This is a genomic window from Bacillus cereus (assembly GCF_002564555.1).
GTDB lineage: Bacteria > Bacillota > Bacilli > Bacillales > Bacillaceae_G > Bacillus_A > Bacillus_A cereus_K.
Genome location: NZ_NUVD01000017.1, coordinates 145,346 through 170,889 on the forward strand (window position 1 = coordinate 145,346; position 25,544 = coordinate 170,889).

The following is a 25,544-nucleotide window of genomic DNA, read 5'->3' on the forward strand; positions in this document are numbered from 1 at the left end:
TACTCCTTGGTTATTTTAATTGTTGAAACGCATAATGTGCCATTTTCTTCGTATCAGGATATAACTGCGTACGAGTAGAAGATAATACGACGTTAATGACGCGTTTACCGTCTTTTTCATCGACTGTTACGACCGTATATTTTCCGAGTGTTGATAGACCGCTTTTACTTCCAATCGCATATGGATCGTCATATAGTTCTTCTCGTCCATAGTTTGCGATTTTTGGAGAGCGTTCTGAAGTATGTAGAGTTGTACGCGTTGAATTCATATATTCTAAAACAATCGGGTACTTTAATGCTTCTTTCGTAATAATAGCAATGTCATATGGTGATACTTTATTTCCGAGTGCATCAGCACCGCTTGCATTTTTGAAAGTTGCATGCTTTGTACCAAGTTCCTTCGCTCTCGCATTCATCATTTTCACAAACTCATTTTTTGATCCTGCGATATGTTCTGCAATTGACTCGGCAACTGGGTCTGCACTAATGATAAGCATAAGTTTTAATGCCTCATCACGCTTTAATTTTTCACCAGCACGAAGCTTAATTTTCGCACTTTGACTTTCTGTTTTAATCGCGTTTTCTGTAATTGTAATTTCTTCATCTTCTTTGACATTCTCTAGTAAGAGAAGAGTTGTCATCATTTTGGCTATACTAGCCGGATAAGAGCGTTCGTCTTCACGTTTCCCATACAAAATTTCACCTGTGTCTGCATCGATTGTAATCCCGTATTGCCCAGTAATACTAGGTTGATCCGCTCTTGCAGCTTGTTGCCTGTGTGCATAAGAGAAGAAAATCATTCCTGTAAATAGTGTAGCAATCATTACAATCATAACTATTGTTCGCTTCATTATAATTCCCTCTTTTGTTACAAATAAATTGGGCAGAAAAAGCAGCCATTACCCATTATGCCACGTTCTCTGCCCAAAAATATAGCGTTATTTTTCGCCCATATTATGCTTCTTATATTGTTGGTTATTACCTTGGCGCCCTTTTTCAACACCGTGATTATGCGGACCTGCATTTCCAGTCACACTTGCTGCACTAATTCCAGCCTTTGAAGGGTTCTTCTTAAGTTTTGCCATATTTATTCCTCCAGTTTCGTCAGATTATAAAAAGGAAAAGTGTATTTGAGTGAAGAAAATACATATATAGCATGAGCAAATAAAAGAAATATATTTATTTCAGAAAATTTTATCAATAAATATATTGCGAAAATTCAAACGTTATCATATATTTATTAGTAGAGGCTCACTCATTGATTGCGACTTATGTCGAAAAATTGAATGAGCATTCATTCAAGAATAGGGGGAGAATTGGATGTTCCAAATTAAAAAGGCTGCTGTTCTAGGTTCAGGCGTAATGGGTTCAGGAATTGCGGCACACTTAGCTAATATTGGTATTCCGACATTATTGCTTGATATTGTACCACCTGCGCTGACAAAAGAAGAGGAAGCGAAGGGACTTACATTAGAACATAAAAGTGTGAGAAATCGTTTTAGTAATACGGCACTGCAAAAACTATTAAAGCAAAAACCAGCTCCTCTGACAGTGAAAGGAAATCTAACACTGATTGAAGCAGGTAACTTAGAAGATGATCTTGAGCGTCTTGCTGATGTAGATTGGATTATTGAAGTAGTAGTTGAAAACTTAGATATTAAAAAGAAACTATTTGAAAAAGTAGATGCTGTTCGTAAACCGGGTTCTATTGTAAGCTCGAATACGTCAGGCATTTCCGTTGAAAAAATGGCAGAAGGTCGTTCAGACGACTTCCAGAAACACTTCTTAGGCACACACTTTTTTAACCCACCACGATATTTAAAACTTCTAGAGGTAATACCGACGAAAGAAACAGATCCACAAGTATTAAGCTTCATGAAACTATTTGGCGAAGACGTTCTTGGGAAAGGCGTTGTTATCGCAAAAGACACACCAAACTTTATTGGAAACCGCATCGGTACGTACGGTTTACTTGTAACTCTTCAAGAGATGATAAAACGCGGCTATAGCATTGGGGAAGTTGATTCTGTAACAGGTCCTCTTATCGGTCGTCCGAAGAGCGCAACGTTCCGTACATTAGATGTTGTCGGTTTAGATACATTCGTACACGTTGCAAATAACGTATATGAAAACGTACAAGAAGAAGAGCGTGATGTATTTAAAGTACCAGCTTTCATGCATGACATGCTTGAGAAAAAATGGCTTGGAAGTAAAACAGGTCAAGGTTTCTTCTTAAAACAAGGAAAAGAAATTTTAGAATTAAATCCTGAAACGATGGAATACGAAGCGCGCAAAAAATTAAAAGCTGCATCCGTAGAGTTAAGTAAGCAAGAAAAAGGATTAGCGAATAAATTGAAAGCGCTTGTATACGCAAAGGATCGCGCAGGAGAGTTGTTATGGAACATCATCACACCAACTCTTTTATACTCTGCAAAGCTTCATAAAGAAATTGCTGATGATATCGTTGCAATTGACCAAGCGATGAAATGGGGCTTCGGATGGGAGCAAGGACCATTTGAAATTTGGGATGCAATCGGCGTTGAAAAGTCCGTTCAAAAGATGGAAGAAAACGGCGTAGTCGTTCCTACTTGGGTGAAAGAAATGGTAGAGAAAGGTTTTGCTACTTTCTATAAGCATGATAATGGCGATAGCTACTATTACGATAATGGTGAATATAAGCTAATTGAGCGTAACAAAAAAGTAATTTCTCTTAAGCAATTAAAAGAGAAAAACGGTGTATTAAAGAAAAATAGCGGAGCGAGCTTAATTGATTTAGGCGATGGCATCCTTTGCTTAGAATTCCATTCGAAGAGCAATGCAATCGGTATGGATATTACGCAAATGATTAACTACGCTGTTGATGAAGTAGAAAAGAATTATAAAGGTCTTGTTATCGGAAACCAATCGAAGAACTTCTGCGTTGGTGCAAACCTTGCAATGATCTTAATGGAAGCACAAGACGACAACTACTTTGAAATTGAGTGGGTTGTGAAAAACTTCCAAGATGCAATGACGAAAATTAAGTACTCTTCTAAACCGGTTGTAGCAGCGCCATATGGTATGACGCTTGGCGGAGGTACAGAAGTATGTTTACCAGCAGCTAGCATTCAAGCCTCTAGTGAAACGTATATGGGCTTAGTAGAAGTTGGTGTTGGCTTAATCCCTGGCGGAGGCGGTAATAAAGAGTTATACATTAAACATTTGAATAAAATGGCAAATGGCGTAGAGTTTGATCTACAAAAAGTTGCAAATAAAGTGTTTGAAACAGTAGCGATGGCGAAAGTTTCAACTTCAGGACAAGAAGCAGTTTCTCATAACTTCTTAGGTGATAAAGACGGTATTAGTGTAAATGGTGATCACTTACTATACGATGCGAAACAAAAAGCACTTGCTTTATATGAAGCTGGCTATAAAGCGCCGATCCGTAAAAAGATACCGGTTGTTGGTGAAACAGGATATGCAACTCTTGCACTTGGTGCAGAAGCAATGCATTTATCTGGTTACATTTCAGAATATGATCTTCACATTGCGAAGAAACTTGCATATGTCATTGCGGGCGGAAAAGTGCCGTACGGAACAGAAGTGGATGAGCAATATTTATTAGATGTAGAACGTGAAGCATTTATTAGCTTAGTAAGTGAGATGAAATCACAAGCAAGAATGCAGCACATGCTTGTAAAAGGAAAGCCATTACGTAACTAATAACGAGGGGAGATATCGTTCATGAGAGAAGCTGTCATTGTTGCGGGAGCAAGAACACCAATTGGAAAAGCAAAGAGGGGTTCATTAAAAACAGTTCGTCCTGACGATCTAGGGGCGTTAGTAGTAAAGGAAACGTTAAAGCGTGCGAATTATGAAGGACCAATCGATGATTTAATTTTCGGTTGTGCGATGCCAGAAGCAGAACAAGGTTTAAATATGGCTCGTAATATCGGCGGATTAGCAGGACTTTCTTACGATGTTCCAGCTATTACAATTAACCGTTACTGTTCTTCAGGTTTACAAAGTATCGCTTACGGAGCAGAGCGCATTATGCTTGGTCACTCGGAAGCGGTATTATCAGGCGGAGCGGAATCAATGAGTTTAGTTCCAATGATGGGACACGTTGTTCGTCCGAATAGTCGCTTAGTAGAAGCGGCTCCAGAATATTATATGGGTATGGGACACACAGCAGAGCAAGTTGCTGTGAAATATGGAATTTCTCGTGAAGAACAAGATGCATTTGCAGTGAGAAGTCATCAACGCGCTGCGAAAGCATTAGCTGCAGGGAACTTTGCTGATGAAACAGTATCTGTAGATGTAACGTTACGTACTGTTGGAGCAAACAACAAACTGCAAGAAGAAACAATCATTTTCGCACAAGACGAAGGTGTAAGAGCAGAGACGACGTTAGACATTTTAGGTAAATTACGTCCAGCATTTAACGTTCGCGGTTCTGTAACGGCTGGTAACTCTTCACAAATGAGTGACGGTGCAGCATCTGTACTATTAATGGATCGTGAAAAAGCAGTGAGCGATGGCATGAAGCCACTTGCGAAATTCCGTTCATTTGCAGTAGCTGGCGTACCACCAGAAGTAATGGGAATCGGTCCAATCGCTGCAATTCCAAAAGCGTTAAAACTAGCTGGTTTAGAGCTATCTGATATTGGTTTATTCGAGCTAAATGAGGCATTCGCATCTCAATCGATCCAAGTTATTCGTGAACTTGGTTTAGACGAAGAAAAAGTAAACGTAAACGGCGGTGCAATCGCACTTGGACATCCACTTGGCTGTACAGGAGCAAAACTAACACTATCTCTTATTCACGAAATGAAACGCCGCAACCAACAATTCGGTATCGTAACAATGTGTATCGGCGGCGGAATGGGAGCAGCGGGAGTGTTTGAATTACTATAAAAAAAAGTGCAGGTGGCTTGCTCAGAACGAGTAGCCGCTAAAGCAAAGAATGGAAGCAACAAAGGTTTATAAAAAATAAAATTGAGAGCCAGCTTCTTTCAAAAGAGAGAAGCGGCTTATGAAAATATGAAGGAGGAAATTTTCATGGAAAAAACAGTAGGAAGTGCGGTTAAAGGCGGTAGCTTTTTAGTTGATGAGATTACGATTGATCAAGTGTTTACGCCAGAAGATTTTTCATCTGAGCATAAAATGATTGCAAAAACGACAGAGGAATTTATCGTAAATGAAGTTCTTCCAGAGCTTGAATATTTAGAGCAACATGAGTTTGATCGTTCGGTTCGTCTTTTAAAAGAAGCTGGAGAGCTTGGTTTATTAGGTGCTGACGTACCAGAAGAGTACGGCGGAATTGGCCTTGATAAAGTAAGTTCAGCGTTAATCGCAGAGAAATTCTCTCGCGCTGGTGGCTTTGCAATTACTCACGGTGCTCACGTTGGTATCGGATCTTTACCAATCGTATTATTCGGTAACGAAGAGCAAAAGAAAAAGTATTTACCATTACTTGCGACTGGGGAGAAATTAGCTGCATACGCACTAACTGAGCCAGGTTCAGGTTCTGATGCATTAGGTGCAAAAACAACTGCACGTTTAAATGCAGAAGGTACACATTACGTATTAAACGGCGAAAAACAATGGATTACAAACTCTGCATTTGCTGACGTATTTGTCGTATATGCAAAAATAGATGGTGAGCATTTCTCAGCGTTTATCGTAGAGAAAGAGTATGCTGGCGTATCTACAGGCCCTGAAGAGAAAAAAATGGGTATTAAATGTTCTTCAACTCGTACGTTAATTTTAGAAGATGCATTAGTACCGAAAGAAAACTTACTTGGTGAAATCGGTAAAGGTCATGTTATCGCGTTCAACATTTTAAATATCGGTCGTTATAAATTAGGTGTTGGTACAGTTGGATCTGCGAAACGTGCAGTAGAAATTTCAGCACAATATGCAAACCAACGTCAACAGTTCAAACAACCAATCGCTCGTTTCCCATTAATTCAAGAGAAACTTGCGAATATGGCAGCAAAAACATATGCAGCTGAAAGCTCTGTATATCGTACAGTAGGTTTATTCGAAAGCCGCATGAGCACATTATCTGAAGAAGAAGTAAAAGACGGTAAAGCAGTAGCAGCTTCTATCGCTGAATATGCAATTGAGTGCTCTTTAAATAAAGTATTCGGTTCTGAAGTGCTAGACTATACAGTGGATGAAGGTGTTCAAATTCACGGTGGTTACGGATTTATGGCAGAGTACGAGATTGAAAGAATGTACCGCGATTCTCGTATTAACCGTATTTTCGAAGGTACGAACGAAATTAACCGCCTAATCGTACCAGGTACGTTCTTACGTAAAGCGATGAAAGGTGAATTACCACTTCTTCAAAAAGCACAAAAATTACAAGAAGAGTTAATGATGATGATGCCAGAAGAAGTAGGCGATGAGCCATTAGCACTTCAAAAATATTTAGTAACTAACGCGAAGAAAATCGGCTTAATGGTAGCTGGACTAGCAGCTCAAAAATACGGTAAAGCGTTAGATAAAGAGCAAGAAATTCTTGTGAATATCGCTGACATCGTAAGCAACCTATACGCAATGGAGTCAGCTGTTCTTCGTACAGAAAAAGCAATTAAAACAACTGGTCTTGAAAAAAATAAACAAAAAGTGTTATACACTGAAGTATTCTGCCAAGAAGCCTTCAACGAAATCGAAGCAGATGCGAAAGAAACACTTATCGCAGTTGAAAACGGCGACATGCTGCGCATGATGTTATCATCATTACGTAAATTAACTCGCCACACACCACTTAACGTAATTCCGAAGAAACGTGAAATCGCTGCGAAAATTTTAGAAGATGAGCGTTATACAGTTTAATACCTTCAAAAAACAGTAGTTGTATAAACGACTACTGTTTTTTTTTTTTTTTTTGTACAAAAATGGAATTTTTAGTGGCAAAAACTAATACCATTAGTATAATAAAACTAATAGTATTAGTTTTGTGAAAAGGGAGCTGGGAATATGAAAATGATGCATGAAAAAACGGTATATCAATTGTCATTTTTACCAAGAGCGTTTCCTGTGAATTGTTACTTTGTGGAGGAAGAAGATGGTTTAACTTTAATTGATGCGGCTTTGCCCTATAGTGCAAAAGGGATCTTACAGGCGGCTGAGAAAATAGGGAAACCAATTACTAAGATTGTATTAACGCATGCGCATGATGATCACATCGGTGCGCTAGACGCATTAAAAGAGGTACTTTCTGATGTTCCAGTCTATATTTCTAAGCGGGACGCAAAGCTGTTAGAAGGAGATACGACGTTACAAAGGGATGAACCAAATACGCCGATAAAAGGCGGTGTACCTAAAAAAGTGAAAACGAGACCGGATGTTTTATTGGAAGATGGCGACCGAGTTGGATCGCTTCTTGCGATTATGACACCGGGACATACGCCAGGATCCATGTCGTTTCTTGATGTGCGAAATAAAGCTCTTATTGTCGGGGATGCATTTCAAACAAGAGGAGGTATGGCTGTTTCCGGACAAATGAAATTTTGGTTTCCGTTTCCTGCGATGGCAACGTGGAGTAAAGAAGTAGCATTACGAAGTGCAGAGAAGCTAAGAGAATATGAGCCTTCCTTGCTTGCAGCAGGACATGGAAAAATGATAAAAGATCCAAACGCTGCCATAGATCTTGCTATTAAGGAAGCTAAGCGAAATATAGAAAGTATGAAAGAGGGTTAATTCATGTCACCAAGAATCGGACTTACATTACAGAAAATTGTAGAAACAGCGGCAGAAATTGCAGATACAAATGGGATACAAGAAGTAACATTAGCTTCATTAGCACAAAGGTTGGGGATACGCTCGCCCTCGCTATATAATCATGTGAAAGGGCTACAGGATGTCCGGAAAAATCTTGGTATTTACGGAATAAAGCAGCTGCATGACGCGCTGAAAGAGGCGGCCTCGGATAAACGCATGGATGAAGCAATTCATGCATTAGGAGAAGCGTACGTAGCGTTTGTCCGAAAACATCCTGGATTGTATGAGGCAACCTTTTTACGAGATGAAGAAGTAAGAAAAGCAGGAGACGGAATTGTAGATCTTTGTCTTCGGATTTTACAACAATATGGCTTAGAAGGAGAGAATGCACTTCATGCGACACGCGGATTCAGAAGCATTTGTCATGGATTTGCGTCGATTGAACAGCAGAGGGGATTTGGTTTGCCGCTGGATTTAGACACAAGTTTACATTTATTACTGGAAACGTTTATTAAAGGATTACATGTAATGAAAGAATGAATAAGAGGAAACCTTAGAAACGATTCTAAGGTTTTTAGTGCATATAACCCAAAAAGAAATAAATACTCAATCGTGAATGAGCAAAGAAAGATAGAAGTATTCTATGCAAAATTTAACAGTGCTTGAAAATGAGAAAGAGCCTCTAATGATTTAGAGGCTCTTTCTTGCTAAATAATATTATTTAGCAGGCTTTAGAAATATATATATTGCTAAGAAAAAATTGAAAAACGTAAATACGAAAGGATCGTGGCTTGACTCAGAATCATAAGCTTCTTGGCTTTTTGTAAGAAAGTCGTGGATTTTCATGAGTATTGCTCCTTTGTTATGTAGAGTTTATAAAAGGGAGTTTTTTTAAAAACTACCGGTTACTAATAGAGTTGCATTAATAAATAATAAGAAAAATGTAGGGTTACGATTTTTATAGTTGTTAAGTGCAATGAACAAAAGATAAATGAGAAATAACATATGCAAAGGTATAGAAGTGAATAGTGGTTTTCAAGTTAATACATCGATTAAAATTTTTACATATAAGATTGCATAAACGATAAAGAAGATAACTTTAAATTTACTTTGCATAAGTACATCTTCTTAATATGATTTGTGTGTTAATTATGTAGTTATCATAAGGGGATATTTTTTAAAAATGTATTTTTATGTAATTATAACACTTTTCTGTTTTTATAAATAGATGTGTTTGGTTTTAGTATGAAGGAAATGTAAGAAAGTTTTTAATGAATATGATTTGAAAAGAATCAAATAATAAATGGTGAATGAAAGAAGAAAGGTAGGAGTATTCTATGCAAAATTTAACAGAGCTTGAAGTAGAAAACTTACGTCATTTAATCGGTGGACACGCAACAATTATTAACAAGTTAGAACAGTATGCACAGGCTTGTACGGATCCACAGTTAAAGCAAATGTTACAGAAGGACGCGCAAGATGCAAGAAATACGAAACAACAATTAATGACTTTTTTAGGATAGGAGGAAGAGAGAAATGAATGAAAAAGATATGGTAAATGATTATTTAGCAGGATTAAATGCCAGCTTAACAAGTTATGCAAATTATATTTCACAGTCTGATAATGAACAGTTACATCAAACGTTAATTCAAATTCGTAATCAGGATGAAGAGCGCCAACGTAATATGTATGAATACGCAAAGCAAAAAAGTTATTATAAGCCAGCAGCACCTGCTAATCCGATGATTGTGCAGCAACTAAAAAGCCAATTAAGTGCGGAATAATAGGATGAAAAAACGAGCGAACGAAGTCGCTCGTTTTTTTTATTTTGTATATGTCAATAAATATATAATAAATATTTTTCCAGTTGTAACAAATATGACGAAAATGGAATATGACAATTCACAGAAAGGACAAAAGTTTGTTTGATATTTCACAAAGTATCCATGGTTTCTATCGTGGGAATCTCTATAATTAAGAGTGTAAAGAAGAAAAGAAATAGATTACATAATCAATTACATAATCAATTGGGAGAGATTGCTATGAATAGAAACACAAGAAAAATTGCAATTATCGGTACTGGATTAGTGGGATCAAGCTGCGCGTATTCTATTGTAAACCAAGGCATTTGCGAAGAGCTATTATTAATTGATATAAATCATGAACGTGCAGTTGGGGAAGCGATGGATTTATCACACTGCATTAACTTTACAAATACAAGAACAAAAGTATATGCAGGAAACTATGAAGACTGCAAAGATATGGACATCGTTATTATTACAGCAGGTCCGGCACCAAAGCCTGGACAAAGTCGCTTAGATACTTTAGGAGCAAGTGCAAAGATTATGGAAAGCGTTGTTGGCGGCGTAATGGAAAGTGGATTTGATGGTATTTTCTTAATCGCATCGAACCCAGTTGATATTATTACATATCATGTTTGGAAATTATCTGGATTACCTAGAAATCGAGTAATCGGTACAGGTACATCATTAGATTCTTCTCGCTTAAGAACAATTTTATCTGAAATGTTACATGTAGACCCTCGTAGTATTCATGGATATTCACTAGGAGAGCATGGGGATTCTCAAATGGTTGCTTGGTCACATGTAACTGTTGGAGGAAAGCCGATTCTACAAATTTTGGAGGAGCAAAAAGAACGTTTTGATGGAATAGATTTAGATGAAATTGTTGAGAAGACTGCTAAAGCAGGATGGGAAATTTATAAACGAAAAGGTACTACTTATTATGGAATCGGAAATTCTCTAGCATATATTGCTAGCTCAATCTTTAATGATGATCACCGTGTAATTGCTGTATCAGCTATTTTAGATGGTGAGTACGGTGAATACGGTATTTGTACAGGAGTACCAGCTATTATTACTAGAGACGGTATGAAAGAAGTTGTAGAACTAAATTTAACTGAGGATGAAGAATCTCGATTCGCAAAATCAAACGATGTTTTACGCGATTATTATGAAACAATTGGTTACTAACTTATAGGAGAAGGTGAAACAAATGAAGGAATATATAATGTCTCGTGTATTTAAAGCATCCGCTGGAATCGCACAGGGTATTTTCGTATCCCTTGGAATTGGTTTACTGATCGAAAATATAGGAAGAATTGTTGATATCCCATTACTTATTACAATCGGAGTTGTTGCAAAATCACTTATGGCACCAGCCATCGGAGCCGGGATTGCTTTTATGCTTGGAGCAAATGGGCTTGTAATCTTTTCGGCAATGGTAGCTGGAGCGATTGGTGCTGGATCCATTTCAATTACTGAAGCGGGTCTCATCATTCAAACAGGTGAACCAATCGGTGCATTATTAACAGCGACTTTAGCTGTATATATTGGTAAACGTTTAAGTGGAAAAACAGCTTTAGATATGATGCTCGTTCCATTCGCAGCAATATTAGGTTCTGGTTTAGTAGGTATTTGGTTAGCGCAAAATATTAGTCCGGTTTTAAATACAGTTGGAGCATTCATTAAAGATAGTTCAGCTGGTAGCCCGTTCATCGCTTCTGTCGTCATTGCTGTAGTTTGGGGGCTGTTACTTATCTCCCCAGCTTCATCAGCTGCGTTAGCGATAGCGCTTAGCTTAGATGGCCTTGCAGGAGGTGCAGCACTTGCAGGATGTGTTGCTCAGTTTATCGGATTCTCTGTAATCTCAGCGAAAGAAAATAATTTAGGCGGCATATTAGCTCAGGCCCTTTGTACTCCAAAAGTACAGTTGCCGAACATTACTAAAAATCCAATGATCCTTGTCCCAACTGTCGTCGCCAGTGCAATAGTGGGCCCAGTATCAGCATTGATTTTCCATCTAGAAGCAGGAAAAGAAATTGCAGGTCTTGGATTAAGTTCTCTTATCGCACCAATTAATTTAATTTCCAGTCAAGGATGGGAAGTTCTCCCAGCTATGATAATTACTTATGTCATCATTCCAGTAGCTGTTTCTTATATACTTTATATCGCTCTTAAAAAAGCAGGTCGTATTCATTCTGGTGATATGACTGTACCACAATCTTAAATTGAAAATCTCCTTATTAATAGATAAAAGCAGACTGGAAGCCACAGTCTGCTTTTTTGTTACGTTAAATTTCATGATTTTGTTTTACTGGAACTCTTATTGGTTCTTTTGCTAATAATAGCTGAACGCCGAAGTATAGTATGCTTGCAAGCGTCATTCCAGAAACGGCATCTACAAATGCGTGTTGCTTCGTAAATAGCGTTGATAAAATGATAAGTGTACCGAAGAAAGTAAGAATGTAATATTCAAAAGCATGTTGTTCTCTACGTTTAAAGGCAGCTAACATAATCACAAATGTAGTAAGAACGTGAATGCTAGGGAAACAGTTTACCGGTTGATCGATACTATAAATATAGCGGACTAGTTCGGAAAATACGTCTGTTCCAACGACGGTTGGACGCGGTACTGTTGTTTGCCAAAAATAATAAACAGAAAAACAAGCAAGCTTACCAAGAATTACACTACTTAAAGTAACGTAATATTGCTTTCGATCAGCAAAGCAGTAATAAATAAGTGCGCCGTATAAGTATGGAAACCAAAGTAAATAAGGAATAATAAATGCTTTTATAAATGGAATCCAACTATCTACTACAGTTGTAACGTTTACTGCGTGAACAGCTGATTTATTTAATACGTCGTAAAGGGGACTTACGAGTACGAGTAGAAGTATATAACTTAACGGAAGAAAAGATGAAAGTTTAAATTTCTTCATGACAATCTCCTATGTTTTTTAGTAATGTAAGTAAATTCAATTGATTATAATATAGAAACGCGAATGGGGCTATCGATTTTACTTACATTTTCTTGAATTCACCTTACGTTTTTGTCACTTGACTTAAAAGAAGGAGAGGGTGCTAAATGAAGCGTTTATCGTATTTCTTAATTTTTATATTGTTATGCCTAGTTGGTGCTGGGTGTGCAAAGGATAAAGAAGGAGAGAAATTAGAATATAACGGGAGAGCACTCGTAATTGGAGTTGTTGGTGAAAAGCCGAAAGATACGTTTAGAAATATAAAGTTTGAAAACGTCAAGTTAGAAGAGATGCAGGAGAAATCCGCAAAAGTTGACGGCTTTCTCGTCATGAAAGAGTATTTTCAAGAAGCATCAAAGGAACAGTATACGGACTTATTTTTATCGTTAAAGAAGCCGGTGTTTTTTATTGGATTACAAGATAGACCATATTTAATTTTTATTAAAAAGGATTTAGATTATGACAATGTCCCGAAGGATGAAGCAATGATGTATACACAAGGGTTTGTAAATATGGGAAAACCTGAAGGTCAGTATTGGGGTATGGGATTATATAATGATGCTGTATCCGATCAAAACATTCACAATATGTATATAGTAGTGTTTCAAACAATTTCGGATTATTTAAGTAGACAGTGAGGGGCTCTTGATTTAAGGGCTTCTTTTTTTGTTTAATTATAGAAAAGTATTTGTTACTCCTTGAAAAATCTAATAATTTATATATTATACATACGAGAATGTTTGTATTTATGCTAATCAAACGTTTGTTTAAGATGTATGTTCGGTAGTAGAGAAGCGATGTAGTTTAAAGGCTAACAAAGAAGAATAGAAAATTAATCAAACGTTTGTTTAAGATGTATGTTCGGTAGTAGAGAAGCGATGTAGTTTAAGGGCTAACAAAGAAGAATAGAAAATTAATCAAACGTTTGTTTAAGATGTATGTTCGGTACAATGGGCAAAAAAAATCTAAAAAAATTTATATACTTATTTTTTCTTGAAAAATGGCGGAAAAATAAGAAAAATTCGCAGGATTATTAAAATTTATCACGAAATAAGTAAAAGTTTAGCGAATAATCGTTTGAAATAATAAAACGTTTTCTATATGATAAAGGTAAAGGTTAGTAAAAAAGTAGGTGAATTTATGACAGTAACATTTTATTCATATCCAAAGTGTGGCACATGTCAAAAAGCAAAGAAATGGTTTGAGACAAACGATGTAGCATATGAGATGATTCATATTGTTGAAAATCCACCGTCAAAAGAAGATTTACGTAATTTACATGAAAAAAGTGAATTACCATTAAAAAAATTCTTTAATACAAGTGGAATGCGTTACCGCGAACTTGGTTTGAAAGATAAGTTAAAAGATGCAAGTGAAGACGAAATGTACGAACTTTTAGCATCTGATGGCATGTTGATTAAACGTCCAATCGTAACAGATGGAACGAGTGTAACACTTGGTTTTAACGAAGAGCAGTTTGAAAGTGTGTGGAAAAAGTACCAATAAGGTATTTTTACATAATTAATACATTCACTGGAGGTACAGTCATGAGCATTCCAAATAATTTACGTTACTCTGAAGAACACGAATGGGTAAAAACAGAAGGTAATGAAGTTGTTATCGGTATTACTCACTTTGCACAAGGTGAGCTAGGCGATATCGTATTCGTTGAACTTCCTGAAGTAGGTGCAACAATTGAAGCTGACGAGCCATTCGGAAGCGTAGAATCTGTTAAAACAGTTTCTGAATTATACGCACCTGTAAGTGGTAAAGTTGTAGCAGTAAACGAAGAATTAAGTGACCAACCAGAACTTGTTAACGAATCTCCATACGAGGGTGCATGGATGGTTAAAGTTGAACTTTCTGATGCAAGCCAAGTTGAGAAGTTATTAACTGCAGAAAAATATGCAGAAATGACAAACCAAGACTAATTATAGTCGACTGAAGGACAGCCTTTGTGCTGTCCTTTTTTATGTTGTGTTATAAAATTGATTTCAAAACACATATAAATGAATTAGTTATTATATAGGGGAATGCTTTTCGGTAATGTTTCAGGCTTGTTCGCAATTGAAAAGAGTCGGTTCCGCTTTTCATTGTCTAGCTCCACCTCCTAGCCCTTCATGTCTAAGAACCTTCCGCACGAGAAGACAAAAAGCGTCTTCTGTGCGAAAGAACCTTAGCCAACAGGGCTAAACAGTCGGTTCCGCTTTTCTTTATTGTCTAGCTCCAGTGGCTAGATTGTTCGGTGGCTTCGCTTCTTCCTGCGAGGCAAAAAGCGCCTCTACGTCAGAAGCTCCATCCCCCTCACAATCTGAACGAGCCACTTCCGCTTTTCTTTTGCAAAAATAAACAGGAAACAACATGAAAATAACGAATATACTATATACTAAGTTAAAGGTTGTATAGTATATGGTGATCGGGTGATGACATATGATTTATGTAGAAAAAGTCATTATTGTAGAAGGTACATCAGACAGAAGAAAGATTGAATCTATTATTCGTGAACCGGTGGAAATTGTTTGTACAAATGGTACAATTGGTTTGTCGAAAATGGATGAGCTCGTTGATCAGTTTTTTGATAAGGAAGTGTATGTGCTAGTGGATGCTGATGATGCTGGAGAAAAGTTAAGGAAACAATTTCGAAAAGAATTTCCGCAAGCAGAGCATATTTATATTGATCGCTCGTACCGAGAAGTGGCAACTGCGCCATCTTCACACTTAGCAAATGTATTATGGGGAGCTGACATTGACGTTTATACAGAATATTTACGGTAAGGAATGATAGAAGTGATTGATTGGACAGGAGCCGAAGCTACAGACCTAATAGAAAATGAAGAAAGAACAGTGTTATATGTGTATACGCCAATGTGTGGAACATGCCAATTAGCAAAAAAGATGTTAACGGTCGTTGAGATGACAATTGAAGATTTGAAAATTGGGATGTTAGATTTGAATTACGCTCCATATTTAGCGAAAGAGTATGGGATCGAAAGTGTACCGTGCTTACTCGTTTTTGAAAATGGGACACTAATGAAGAAGATATATGCATTTCATTCGGTTGAATATTTATATACGGAATTAAAGTAGGCGGCAAAGTTTTTGCCGCCTCGACATATTTCTTGGGAAATATGTCGAGATGCAGGGCGACTACAGTATTTGTCGAGCGAAAGTAACAGGATTGCTCTTTAGTAAAGGGGAATGGTATGTAATAGAAAGTGATATGGAGGATGTGATTTAGGGTGAAATTATATTCTTTGCTTCAATCATTTGTAAATTACGCTAATGGTCAATATCATTTAGAACCGCTTTTAAGACAAGGAGAAAAAACTGTTAATTTTCGCTTTGGAGATGAGAGTTGTTCATTACAAATTTCAAGAGATTATATAGAGCTGTTGAAAGAGGAAAGAGGAACGGAACAAATCGTTTGCTTAGATGAAGAGGATGTAGAACGCTTGGTAGGTGGAAATGTAAGATTGCAGACGTTAATGAGCGATGGACGTGTACAATATTCGGGAACGTATCGAACGATGCTATTAGTAGAATCGATGTTTCATATATGTAAACCGATGTCAGTAGGCGCTTAAAATTCTGAAGTTTCACTTTTTACGAAAATTTCTGTTGACATAGAAAGTGTATGTTGATACAATTCAAGTCATAAAATATAGACAATTTCATAAATTTCAAATCAGACGAAAATTTAATCTGATTTCTCTTATCAAGAGAGGTGGAGGGACTGTGCCCTGTGAAGCCCGGCAACCGTCAACTTATGTTGAAATGGTGCCAATTCCTGCAAAGCAAATGCTTTGAGAGATGAGAGAGAGGGATAATGTTGTGATATACGCATATAAACCTTTCTGCTTCTCTAAAGCGGAAAGGTTTTTTGTTGTTTGAATGTGGAGGACATTCAAATAATAAAAGTAGTGATAACGGTGGACTACACGCATCAAAAATAAAAGATTGCGGAGTCGATCTAAAATCTAGCTTCAGCGGCTAGAACAGTCGGTCGTTTCATCCCTTCTTATGAGGCAAAAAACGCCTCTACGTCTGGGATTCGGGCGTCCTCTTGTTCTAAGCGAGCCGCTTACGCTTTTTATTAAAAAAAGGGGTGAACATCATGATCTTATTAGAAAATGTAAAGAAAATATATAAATCAAAAAGCGGTGATGTCACTGCTGTAGATAACGCCAATTTAAAAATAGAGAAAGGCGAAATATTTGGTGTTATCGGATATAGTGGCGCTGGGAAAAGTTCTTTAATTAGGTTGTTTAATCAGTTAGAGAAACCAACTTCTGGCCAAATTACAATTGCAAATCGCGTGATTTCAGCAATTACAGGAAGTGAACTTCGTAAGGCAAGGCAAGAAATCGGAATGATTTTTCAGCACTTCAACTTACTTTGGTCACGAACTGTACGTGAAAATATTGCATTTCCACTTGAGATTGCAGGCGTTGATAAGGAGAAGAGAAGAAAACGTGTTGATGAGTTAATTCATCTTGTTGGATTAGAAGGAAGAGGAGACGCATACCCATCTCAGTTAAGTGGTGGACAAAAGCAACGCGTCGGGATTGCGAGAGCATTGGCTAACAATCCACAAGTACTTTTATGTGATGAAGCAACGTCAGCTCTTGATCCAGAAACGACGGATCAAATTTTAGATTTACTTCTAGATATTAATAAGCGTCTCGGTTTAACAATTGTACTAATTACACATGAGATGCATGTAATTCGAAAGATTTGTAATCGCGTTGCGGTAATGGAGAGAGGAAAGATTGTAGAAACGGGTCCAGTGCTTGACGTATTCCGTAATCCACAGCAGGACATTACGAAACGCTTTGTACAACAGTTAACGGATTCTGAAGATACAAATGAGACGATTGAAAGTTTAATTGAAAAATATCCAGATGGAAAAGTAATTCGCTTGCAGTTTATCGGTGAGGCTGTAGAAAGACCAGTACTTCAAAGATTAATGCAACGCACCGATATAGAAGTTAGCATTTTGCAAGGAAATATCGCACAAACGAATAACGGTTCTTACGGTAGTTTAGTCGTTCATTTAAATGGTGAGGAAACTGCGATCCAGCAAGCAATAGAAGGAATTCATCAAGAACAAGTAGAGCTGGAGGTGATTGCACATGGATAAGTTACTCGCAAATGTTGATTGGAATCAAATGCTAGAAGCAACTGGTGAAACGTTATATATGACGGCGATCGCAGCTCTTGCCACATTTGTTTTAGGACTTATTTTAGGATTGTTACTATTTATGACAGCGAAAGATAATTTATGGGAAAACAAATCGGTTAATACGGCGATTGGAGCGTTCGTAAATATTTTCCGTTCGATACCGTTCATCATTTTAATTATTTTATTAATTCCATTCACAAAGATCCTTCTTGGAACAATTCTTGGAGCGAGTGCAGCATTGCCAGCTTTAATTATCGGAGCGGCACCATTTTATGCAAGAATGGTTGAAATCGCACTTCGTGAAATTGATAAAGGTGTAATTGAAGCTTCAAAAGCAATGGGGGCAAAAACAAGCACAATCATTTTAAAAGTATTGATTCCAGAATCATTACCAGCGTTAGTATCTGGTATTACGGTAACGACAATTGCTTTAGTAGGCTATACAGCAATGGCGGGAGTTGTTGGTGCTGGTGGCCTTGGAACACTTGCTTACTTAGAAGGATTCCAGAGAGGAAATAACGATGTAACAATCGTTGCGACAATTTGTGTATTACTAGTTGTATTTTTCATTCAATGGATTGGTGATAGTGTAACGACTCGAATAGATAAAAGATAATAAAAAACGGGAGGGCATTTCAAATGAAAAAATTACTACTTACAGCACTTATTTCAACTTCAATTTTTGGGTTAGCTGCTTGTGGCGGAAAAGATAAAGAGGAAAATAAACTTGTTGTTGGTGCTTCTAACGTACCGCACGCTGAAATTTTAGAAAAGGCAAAGCCGTTACTTGAGAAAAAAGGAATCGAGCTGGAAGTGAAAAAATTCCAAGATTACGTGTTGCCAAATAAAGCGTTAGCGGATAAGGAATTAGATGCAAACTACTTCCAGCACATTCCGTATTTAGAAAAAGAAATGAAAGATAAAAAATATGATTTTGAAGTAGCAGGGAAAATTCATTTAGAACCAATTGGTGTGTATTCTCAAAAATATAAGAGCTTAAAAGAGCTTCCAGACGGGGCGACAATTATTATGAGTAATTCTGTTGCTGACCATGGACGTGGTTTAGCAATTTTACAAAAAGAAGGTATTTTAAAAATTAAAGATGGAGTAGATCCAGTTAAAGCAACTCCAAAAGATATTGTAGATAATCCGAAAAACTTGAAATTCAAAACAGATATTGAGCCTGGCTTATTGCCACAAGTGTATAACAATAAAGAAGGCGATGCGGTTCTAATTAATTCTAACTATGCAATTGATGCGAAGTTAAACCCAGAAAAAGATGCGATCGCGATTGAAGGAAATGATTCTCCGTACGCAAACGTAGTAGCTGTTCGTAAAGGTGATAAAGATAAAAAAGAGATTAAAGCTCTTGTAGAAGTGCTGCATTCTAAAGAAATTGAAGATTTCATTAATAAAGAATATAAAGGGGCAGTTGTTCCTGTAAAAGAATAATCGTTTGAAGAAGGGCTGGTGTATGCCGGCTCTTTTTTCTAACTACATAAATATAGGGGAGAAGGGGACATCATATGAAAAAGATTATACTGTCAGTTGTTACAGCACTATCTGTATTTACATTAGCTGCCTGTGGTGGGAAAGATGAGAATAAGCTTGTTGTTGGAGCTTCTAACGTGCCGCACGCTGTTATTTTAGAGAAGGCAAAGCCGATATTAGAGAAAAAAGGTATTAAGTTAGAGATTAAAAAGTTCCAAGATTATGTGTTACCGAATAAAGCGTTAGCGGATAAAGAAATTGATGCGAACTATTTCCAGCACATTCCGTATTTAGATAAAGAAATTCAAGAAAAAGGATATAAAATTGTAAACGCAGGAAAAATCCATTTAGAGCCAATGGGCATTTATTCTAAGAAGTATAAAAGCTTAAAAGACCTTCCAGATGGCGGAACAGTTATTATGAGTAATAACGTAGCAGAGCGTGGCCGTATGCTAGCTCTATTACAAAAAGGCGGCGTTATTAAATTAAAAGATGGTGTAGATGTTGTTAAGGCAACGGTAAAAGATGTTGTGGAAAATCCGAAAAACTTAAAGTTTAAAACAGATGTAGAACCTGGACTTTCACCGAAGCTGTATGAAAATAATGAGGGAGATGCTTTATTTATTAATTCAAACTACGCAATTGACGCGAAATTAAATCCAACAAAAGATGCAATTGCGATTGAAGGATCAGACTCTCCGTATGCAAATATTATTGCCGTTCGTAAAGGTGACGAGAAGAAAAAAGAAATTAAAGAACTAGTAGAAGTACTACATTCAAAAGAAATTCAGGACTTTATTAATAAAGAATATAAAGGTGCTGTACTCCCTGTAAGTGAATAAATATAAGGAAAGGACTGGTAATTTCCCAGTCCTTTTTTCTTTATATAAATAAGAAGAAAGGTGTATCATATAAAGGTGAGAAGGAAATACTTATATACATTTGTGAAAAAATTGTTACTTTTTTTCGTCGTTTGCGATATCATTTTATTTGATATAAAATTAGAATGAGAATAAAATGAGAATATGAACGTTTTAGGAATTTTTAAAATGTATATATAGGATTAATGGAGGTATTGAGATGGCTGGTTCTACATTAACGGTTAAAGACTTACACGTATCAATTGACGGCAAAGAAATTTTAAAAGGTGTAAACCTTGAAGTAAAAGGTGGAGAAATCCACGCAATTATGGGACCTAACGGAACAGGTAAATCAACTTTATCTTCTGCGATTATGGGTCACCCAAAGTATGAAGTAACAGAAGGTAGCATCATCATTGACGGTGAAGATGTATTAGAAATGGAAGTAGACGAGCGCGCGCAAGCAGGTCTATTCCTAGCAATGCAATATCCAAGTGAAATTAGCGGAGTTACAAACGCTGACTTCTTACGTTCTGCAATTAACGCACGTCGTGAAGAAGGCGATGAAATTTCTCTTATGAAATTTATCCGTACATTAGATAAAAACATGGAATTCCTAGAAATGGATCCAGAAATGGCACAACGTTACTTAAACGAAGGTTTCTCTGGCGGTGAGAAAAAACGTAACGAGATTCTTCAATTAATGATGATTGAGCCAAAAATTGCAATCTTAGACGAAATCGACTCAGGTCTTGATATCGATGCATTAAAAGTTGTATCTAAAGGTATTAACGAAATGCGCGGCGAAGAGTTCGGTTGCCTAATGATTACGCATTACCAACGTCTATTAAACTACATCACTCCAGACTTCGTTCACGTTATGATGAACGGTCGTATCGTTAAATCTGGTGGCCCTGAGCTTGCACAACGTCTAGAAGCTGAAGGTTACGACTGGATTAAAAAAGAATTAGGTATTGAAGACGAAACAGCAGAGCAAGAAGCGTAAGAGAGGAGCATAAACATGACAATCGGTACATTACCTTTCGATCAAGAAACAATCCGTCAGCGCGCAAGCGAAGTAAACGAAGCTGCTTGGTTGACTGAGTTCCGCTTACAAGCTCTTGCACAAGCAACTGAACTTCCAATGCCAACGCCTGATAAAACGAAAATTGAAAAATGGGACTTTATCGGAAAAGGCGACGCTGCTAAGCAAGAGCCTGTAAGTTCTTTAACTGAACTTCCAGAAGCAGTGAAAAACTTAATCGATGAAAATAACAGCGTATTAGTGCAACGTACTGGTACAACTGCGTTCGTTTCTTTAGCAGACGAAGCAAAAGAAAAAGGTGTTATTTTTACAGACATCGTAACAGCTGCAACAGAGCATGCTGAACTAGTACAAAAGTATTTAATGAAAGACGGCGTGAAAGTAGACGAGCATCGTTTAACTGCACTTCATGCTGCATTAATCAACGGCGGTGCATTCGTATATGTTCCGAAAAACGTTGTTCTTGAAACTCCACTTCAAGCTGTATTCTTAGTAGACGGCGAAGAAGCTAACGTATATAACCACGTATTATTCGTAGCTGATGCGAACAGTACTGTAACTTATGTAGAAAACTACGTTGCAAATGAAAATGCTAAAGGTATTGCAAATATCGTAGCAGAAGTAATCGTGGAACAAGGCGCACAAGTAAAATTCGGTGCGGTTGATCTATTAGCAAAAGACGTAACAACTTACGTTAACCGCCGCGGTGTTGTTGGACGCGACGGCCGCATTGATTGGGCTCTAGGTCTTATGAATGACGGAAACACAATCTCAGAGAACGTTACGAACTTAATGGGCGACGGTTCATATGCTGATACAAAAACAGTAACAATTGGCCGTGGTAACCAAACACAAAACTTTACAACTAAAGTTGTTCACTTCGGTAAACACTCTGAAGGTTGGATCTTAAAACACGGTGTACAAAAAGATAGTGCAACATCTATCTTTAACGGAATTGGTAAGATTGAACACGGTGCATCTAAATCAAATGCACAACAATCTTCTCGCGTTCTTATGTTAGACGAAAAAGCTCGTGGTGATGCGAACCCAATTCTTCTAATTGATGAAGATGATGTAATGGCAGGTCACGCAGCTTCAGTAGGCCGCGTAGATCCAATCCAACTATACTACTTGATGAGCCGTGGTATTCCAAAACGCGAAGCAGAACGTTTAGTCATCCATGGATTCTTAGCACCTGTAGTAAATGAGCTTCCAATTGAAGGAGTAAAGGCACAGCTTGTTGAGGTAATTGAAAGGAAAGTTCGCTAATGAATATTCATGAAATACGCAAACAGTTTCCAATTCTTGATCAAAAAGTGAACGGCAAACAACTTGTTTATTTCGATAGTGCAGCAACTTCTCAAAAACCAATTCAAGTCATTGAAACGTTAGAACGTTATTATAAAGAATATAATTCTAACGTGCATCGCGGTGTTCATACGCTCGGTACGAAAGCTACCGACGCGTATGAAGGTGCACGTGAGAAAGTTCGCAAGTTTATTAACGCGAAATCAATGGAAGAGATTATTTTCACGCGCGGAACGACAACTGCATTAAATACAGTAGCGGCTAGCTATGGTCTTGACAATGTAAAAGAAGGCGATGAAATCGTTATTTCTTACATGGAGCACCATAGTAACATCATTCCGTGGCAACAAGTTGCGAAGAAAACTGGTGCAACTTTAAAATACCTTCCGCTTCAACCAGACGGTACAATTTCTTTAGAGGATGTTCGTCAAACAGTTACACCGAATACAAAAATCGTTTCTATTATGCAAGTATCAAACGTACTTGGAACGATTAACCCTGTAAAAGAAATCGGAGCAATCGCACACGAAAACGGCGCAATTATGGTCGTTGATGGTGCGCAAAGTACCCCTCATATGAAAGTGGATGTACAAGATTTAAACTGTGATTTCTACGCATTATCTGCTCATAAGATGTGCGGACCTACAGGTATCGGCGTATTATATGGTAAGAAAGAATTGCTAAACAATATGGAGCCAATTGAATTTGGCGGTGAAATGATTGATTTCGTAGATTTACAAGAATCTACTTGGAAAGAGCTTCCGTGGAAGTTTGAAGCAGGTACACCGATTATCGGTAATGCAATCGGACTTGGTGCGGCAATTGATTTCCTAGAAGAAATCGGTCTTGATAATATTGAAAAGCATGAGCATGAATTAGCGCAATACGCTTTAGAAAGACTATCAGAAGTAGATGGCGTGACAATTTATGGTCCAAAGCATCGCGCTGGTCTTGTTACATTTAATATTGAAGACGTACATCCTCATGATGTAGCGACTGTGTTAGATGTAGAAGGCATTGCGGTTCGCGCAGGACATCACTGTGCACAACCGCTTATGAAGTGGCTGAAAGCTTCTTCAACAGCACGTGCGAGCTTCTATTTATATAATACAAAAGAAGAAATTGATACATTTGTTGAATCGCTAATCAAGACAAAGGAGTATTTCACAAATGTCATTTAATAATTTAGATACGTTATACCGTCAAGTTATTATGGATCATTATAAGAATCCTCGTAACCATGGCGTGTTAGAAGATAGTGTTACCGTTAACTTGAACAATCCAACTTGCGGAGATCGTATTCAACTTACGATGAAAGTAGAAGAGGGTATTGTACAAGAGGCGAAGTTTGAAGGAGAAGGATGTTCTATCTCAATGTCTTCAGCTTCGATGATGACACAAGCAGTAAAAGGAAAGAAAATTGAAGAAGCACTTCAGCTTTCGAAAATTTTCTCTGACATGATGCTAGGAAAAGAGTACGATGACAGCATCGATTTAGGAGATATTGAAGCATTACAAGGCGTATGCAAGTTCCCTGCACGTATTAAATGTGCAACATTAGCGTGGAAAGCGTTAGAAAAGGGCTTAAACGAAGATAAGTAATGTTAAAGGTTCCTAAAAACGAGGTTATCTAAGGAGGGACACACCAACATGGCGAAGCAACTGCCAGATATCGGCGATTATAAATATGGTTTCAAAGACAAAGACGTTTCGATTTTCCGTGCTGGACGCGGTTTAACAAAAGAAATCGTAGAAGAGATTTCACGTATGAAAGAAGAACCACAGTGGATGTTAGACTTCCGTTTAAAATCACTGGATAAGTTCTATGAAATGCCAATGCCACAATGGGGCGGCGACTTAAACGACTTAGATTTCGATGAAATTACGTACTACGTAAAACCATCTGAGAAATCTGAGAAGTCTTGGGATGAAGTACCTGATGAAATTAAAGCAACATTTGATAAATTAGGTATTCCAGAAGCTGAGCAAAAATATTTAGCTGGTGTATCTGCACAGTACGAATCTGAAGTTGTATACCACAACATGAAGGAAGACCTAGAAGCCCTAGGAATCGTATTTAAAGATACAGATAGCGCATTAAAAGAGAACGAAGACATTTTCCGTGAGCATTTCGGAAAAGTAATCCCACCAACAGACAACAAATTCTCTGCATTAAACTCTGCAGTTTGGTCTGGTGGATCATTCATCTACGTTCCAAAAGGTATTAAAGTGGATACACCACTTCAAGCGTATTTCCGTATTAACTCTGAAAATATGGGACAATTCGAGCGTACGCTTATCATCGTAGACGAAGGCGCACACGTACACTACGTAGAAGGTTGTACAGCACCTGTTTACACTACTAACTCACTTCATAGTGCGGTAGTAGAAATCATCATTAAGAAAGATGCATATTGCCGTTATACAACAATCCAAAACTGGGCGAACAACGTATACAACCTAGTTACAAAACGTGCGGTTTGTGAAGAAAACGCAACGATGGAATGGATTGACGGTAACATCGGATCTAAATTAACGATGAAATACCCAGCAGTTATCTTAAAAGGCGAAGGCGCTCGTGGTTTAACATTATCTATCGCGATTGCTGGTAAAGGCCAACACCAAGATGCTGGTGCGAAAATGATTCACTTAGCACCAAACACGTCTTCAACAATCGTTTCTAAATCGATTGCGAAGCATGGTGGTAAAGTAACTTACCGTGGTATCGTACACTTCGGACCAAAAGCGAAAAACTCTCGCTCTAACATCGAGTGTGATACGTTAATCATGGATAACCAATCTACATCTGATACAATTCCTTACAACGAAATCAAAAACGATTACGTTTCACTTGAGCACGAAGCAAAAGTATCAAAAGTATCAGAAGAACAATTATTCTACCTAATGAGCCGCGGTATTTCTGAGCAAGAAGCTACAGAAATGATCGTAATGGGCTTCATCGAGCCATTCACTCGCGAACTTCCAATGGAATACGCAGTTGAAATGAACCGCCTAATCAAGTTTGAGATGGAAGGTTCTATTGGTTAAATAGAAATGCGGAGCCGACTGTCCAGACCCGTTGGCTAAGGTTCTTTCGCACAGAAGATGCTTTTTATCTTCTGGTGCGGAAGGTTCTTAGACATGAGGGGTTAGGAGGCGAAGCTG

At 37.7% G+C, this 25,544-nt stretch carries 27 protein-coding genes and 1 riboswitch; of the genes, 24 read left to right on the forward strand and 3 right to left on the reverse strand.

Annotation, left to right across the window (positions count from 1 at the left end):
* Positions 1–10: 10 nt before the first annotated feature.
* Both COI75_RS09700 and COI75_RS09705 read right to left on the reverse strand, forming a co-directional pair.
* Positions 11–850, reverse strand: a complete 840-nt coding sequence (locus COI75_RS09700) for a D-alanyl-D-alanine carboxypeptidase family protein (protein ID WP_000831448.1) — start codon at positions 848–850, stop codon at positions 11–13.
* 87 nt (positions 851–937) lie between these two features.
* The gene (locus tag COI75_RS09705) at positions 938–1,084 is read right to left on the reverse strand and encodes a YuzL family protein (protein ID WP_001096344.1); all 147 of its coding nucleotides are present in this window, start codon (positions 1,082–1,084) and stop codon (positions 938–940) included.
* A gap of 235 nt (positions 1,085–1,319) precedes the next feature.
* On the opposite strand from COI75_RS09705, the gene COI75_RS09715 reads away from it, so the two are divergent.
* The 9 genes from COI75_RS09715 (at position 1,320) to COI75_RS09760 (ending at position 11,742) form a co-directional block, all read left to right on the forward strand.
* The gene (locus tag COI75_RS09715) at positions 1,320–3,701 is read left to right on the forward strand and encodes a 3-hydroxyacyl-CoA dehydrogenase/enoyl-CoA hydratase family protein (RefSeq protein ID WP_000486355.1); all 2,382 of its coding nucleotides are present in this window, start codon (positions 1,320–1,322) and stop codon (positions 3,699–3,701) included.
* Between the two features lie 21 nt (positions 3,702–3,722).
* On the forward strand, positions 3,723–4,895 hold the full coding sequence (locus COI75_RS09720; RefSeq protein WP_001206334.1) for an acetyl-CoA C-acetyltransferase: 1,173 nt from the start codon (positions 3,723–3,725) through the stop codon (positions 4,893–4,895).
* A gap of 144 nt (positions 4,896–5,039) precedes the next feature.
* Positions 5,040–6,824 (forward strand): acyl-CoA dehydrogenase family protein, encoded by a 1,785-nt coding sequence (locus COI75_RS09725; protein WP_000416299.1) that lies wholly within the window; start codon positions 5,040–5,042, stop codon positions 6,822–6,824.
* Positions 6,825–6,968: 144 nt separating this feature from the next.
* Positions 6,969–7,691, forward strand: a complete 723-nt coding sequence (locus COI75_RS09730) for an MBL fold metallo-hydrolase (RefSeq protein WP_000783279.1) — start codon at positions 6,969–6,971, stop codon at positions 7,689–7,691.
* A 3-nt stretch (positions 7,692–7,694) separates the two neighbouring features.
* Positions 7,695–8,252 carry a TetR/AcrR family transcriptional regulator gene (locus tag COI75_RS09735; RefSeq protein WP_000074935.1) on the forward strand — a complete coding sequence of 186 codons (558 nt, stop codon included), beginning with the start codon at positions 7,695–7,697 and terminating at the stop codon, positions 8,250–8,252.
* 797 nt (positions 8,253–9,049) lie between these two features.
* Positions 9,050–9,235 (forward strand): hypothetical protein, encoded by a 186-nt coding sequence (locus COI75_RS09745; RefSeq protein WP_001180552.1) that lies wholly within the window; start codon positions 9,050–9,052, stop codon positions 9,233–9,235.
* Positions 9,236–9,248: 13 nt separating this feature from the next.
* Positions 9,249–9,497 carry a spore coat protein gene (locus COI75_RS09750; RefSeq protein WP_001002990.1) on the forward strand — a complete coding sequence of 83 codons (249 nt, stop codon included), beginning with the start codon at positions 9,249–9,251 and terminating at the stop codon, positions 9,495–9,497.
* 258 nt (positions 9,498–9,755) lie between these two features.
* Positions 9,756–10,706 (forward strand): L-lactate dehydrogenase, encoded by a 951-nt coding sequence (locus tag COI75_RS09755; protein ID WP_098448337.1) that lies wholly within the window; start codon positions 9,756–9,758, stop codon positions 10,704–10,706.
* A gap of 22 nt (positions 10,707–10,728) precedes the next feature.
* Positions 10,729–11,742 carry a PTS transporter subunit IIC gene (locus COI75_RS09760; protein WP_000666184.1) on the forward strand — a complete coding sequence of 338 codons (1,014 nt, stop codon included), beginning with the start codon at positions 10,729–10,731 and terminating at the stop codon, positions 11,740–11,742.
* A gap of 64 nt (positions 11,743–11,806) precedes the next feature.
* Here COI75_RS09760 and COI75_RS09765 read toward each other — a convergent pair whose 3' ends face one another.
* Positions 11,807–12,454 carry a phosphatase PAP2 family protein gene (locus COI75_RS09765; protein WP_000713750.1) on the reverse strand — a complete coding sequence of 216 codons (648 nt, stop codon included), beginning with the start codon at positions 12,452–12,454 and terminating at the stop codon, positions 11,807–11,809.
* Between the two features lie 146 nt (positions 12,455–12,600).
* Here COI75_RS09765 and COI75_RS09770 point away from each other — a divergent pair, with 146 nt between their 5' ends.
* The 15 genes from COI75_RS09770 to sufB all read left to right on the forward strand — a co-directional run bounded on the left by COI75_RS09770 (position 12,601) and on the right by sufB (position 25,427).
* The gene (locus tag COI75_RS09770; protein WP_000826887.1) at positions 12,601–13,131 is read left to right on the forward strand and encodes a hypothetical protein; all 531 of its coding nucleotides are present in this window, start codon (positions 12,601–12,603) and stop codon (positions 13,129–13,131) included.
* Between the two features lie 502 nt (positions 13,132–13,633).
* Positions 13,634–13,999 carry an arsenate reductase family protein gene (locus tag COI75_RS09775; RefSeq protein ID WP_000218974.1) on the forward strand — a complete coding sequence of 122 codons (366 nt, stop codon included), beginning with the start codon at positions 13,634–13,636 and terminating at the stop codon, positions 13,997–13,999.
* Positions 14,000–14,040: 41 nt separating this feature from the next.
* A complete protein-coding gene (gene gcvH / locus COI75_RS09780; protein ID WP_000026896.1) occupies positions 14,041–14,424 on the forward strand; it encodes a glycine cleavage system protein GcvH in 384 nt (127 codons plus the stop codon).
* A gap of 499 nt (positions 14,425–14,923) precedes the next feature.
* Positions 14,924–15,268: a toprim domain-containing protein gene (locus COI75_RS09790; RefSeq protein WP_000640869.1), complete on the forward strand. Its 345-nt coding sequence runs from the start codon at positions 14,924–14,926 to the stop codon at positions 15,266–15,268.
* 3 nt (positions 15,269–15,271) lie between these two features.
* The gene (locus tag COI75_RS09795) at positions 15,272–15,580 is read left to right on the forward strand and encodes a thioredoxin family protein (RefSeq protein WP_080013103.1); all 309 of its coding nucleotides are present in this window, start codon (positions 15,272–15,274) and stop codon (positions 15,578–15,580) included.
* Positions 15,581–15,732: 152 nt separating this feature from the next.
* Positions 15,733–16,077, forward strand: coding sequence for a hypothetical protein (locus COI75_RS09800; protein ID WP_000781221.1), 345 nt, complete (start codon positions 15,733–15,735; stop codon positions 16,075–16,077).
* A gap of 125 nt (positions 16,078–16,202) precedes the next feature.
* Positions 16,203–16,310: riboswitch (SAM riboswitch) on the forward strand.
* 297 nt (positions 16,311–16,607) lie between these two features.
* The gene (locus COI75_RS09810) at positions 16,608–17,633 is read left to right on the forward strand and encodes a methionine ABC transporter ATP-binding protein (protein WP_098448338.1); all 1,026 of its coding nucleotides are present in this window, start codon (positions 16,608–16,610) and stop codon (positions 17,631–17,633) included.
* A complete protein-coding gene (locus COI75_RS09815) occupies positions 17,626–18,291 on the forward strand; it encodes a methionine ABC transporter permease (protein ID WP_000359402.1) in 666 nt (221 codons plus the stop codon). The genes COI75_RS09810 and COI75_RS09815 overlap by 8 nt, the downstream gene beginning before the upstream one ends.
* 23 nt (positions 18,292–18,314) lie before the next feature.
* Positions 18,315–19,127, forward strand: a complete 813-nt coding sequence (gene metQ, locus COI75_RS09820; RefSeq protein ID WP_000735106.1) for a methionine ABC transporter substrate-binding lipoprotein MetQ — start codon at positions 18,315–18,317, stop codon at positions 19,125–19,127.
* A 74-nt stretch (positions 19,128–19,201) separates the two neighbouring features.
* Positions 19,202–20,008: a methionine ABC transporter substrate-binding lipoprotein MetQ gene (metQ, locus tag COI75_RS09825; RefSeq protein ID WP_000720645.1), complete on the forward strand. Its 807-nt coding sequence runs from the start codon at positions 19,202–19,204 to the stop codon at positions 20,006–20,008.
* Positions 20,009–20,246: 238 nt separating this feature from the next.
* Entirely contained in the window at positions 20,247–21,032 is a 786-nt protein-coding gene (sufC, locus tag COI75_RS09830; protein ID WP_000929159.1) for a Fe-S cluster assembly ATPase SufC, read from the forward strand.
* Positions 21,033–21,047: 15 nt separating this feature from the next.
* Positions 21,048–22,340, forward strand: coding sequence for a Fe-S cluster assembly protein SufD (gene sufD, locus COI75_RS09835; RefSeq protein WP_000152189.1), 1,293 nt, complete (start codon positions 21,048–21,050; stop codon positions 22,338–22,340).
* The gene (gene sufS / locus COI75_RS09840; RefSeq protein ID WP_001020758.1) at positions 22,340–23,560 is read left to right on the forward strand and encodes a cysteine desulfurase SufS; all 1,221 of its coding nucleotides are present in this window, start codon (positions 22,340–22,342) and stop codon (positions 23,558–23,560) included. The genes sufD and sufS overlap by 1 nt, the downstream gene beginning before the upstream one ends.
* Positions 23,550–23,981, forward strand: coding sequence for a Fe-S cluster assembly sulfur transfer protein SufU (gene sufU, locus COI75_RS09845; RefSeq protein ID WP_000009523.1), 432 nt, complete (start codon positions 23,550–23,552; stop codon positions 23,979–23,981). The genes sufS and sufU overlap by 11 nt, the downstream gene beginning before the upstream one ends.
* Before the next feature lie 48 nt (positions 23,982–24,029).
* Entirely contained in the window at positions 24,030–25,427 is a 1,398-nt protein-coding gene (gene sufB / locus COI75_RS09850; protein WP_001118824.1) for a Fe-S cluster assembly protein SufB, read from the forward strand.
* Positions 25,428–25,544: the final 117 nt, after the last annotated feature.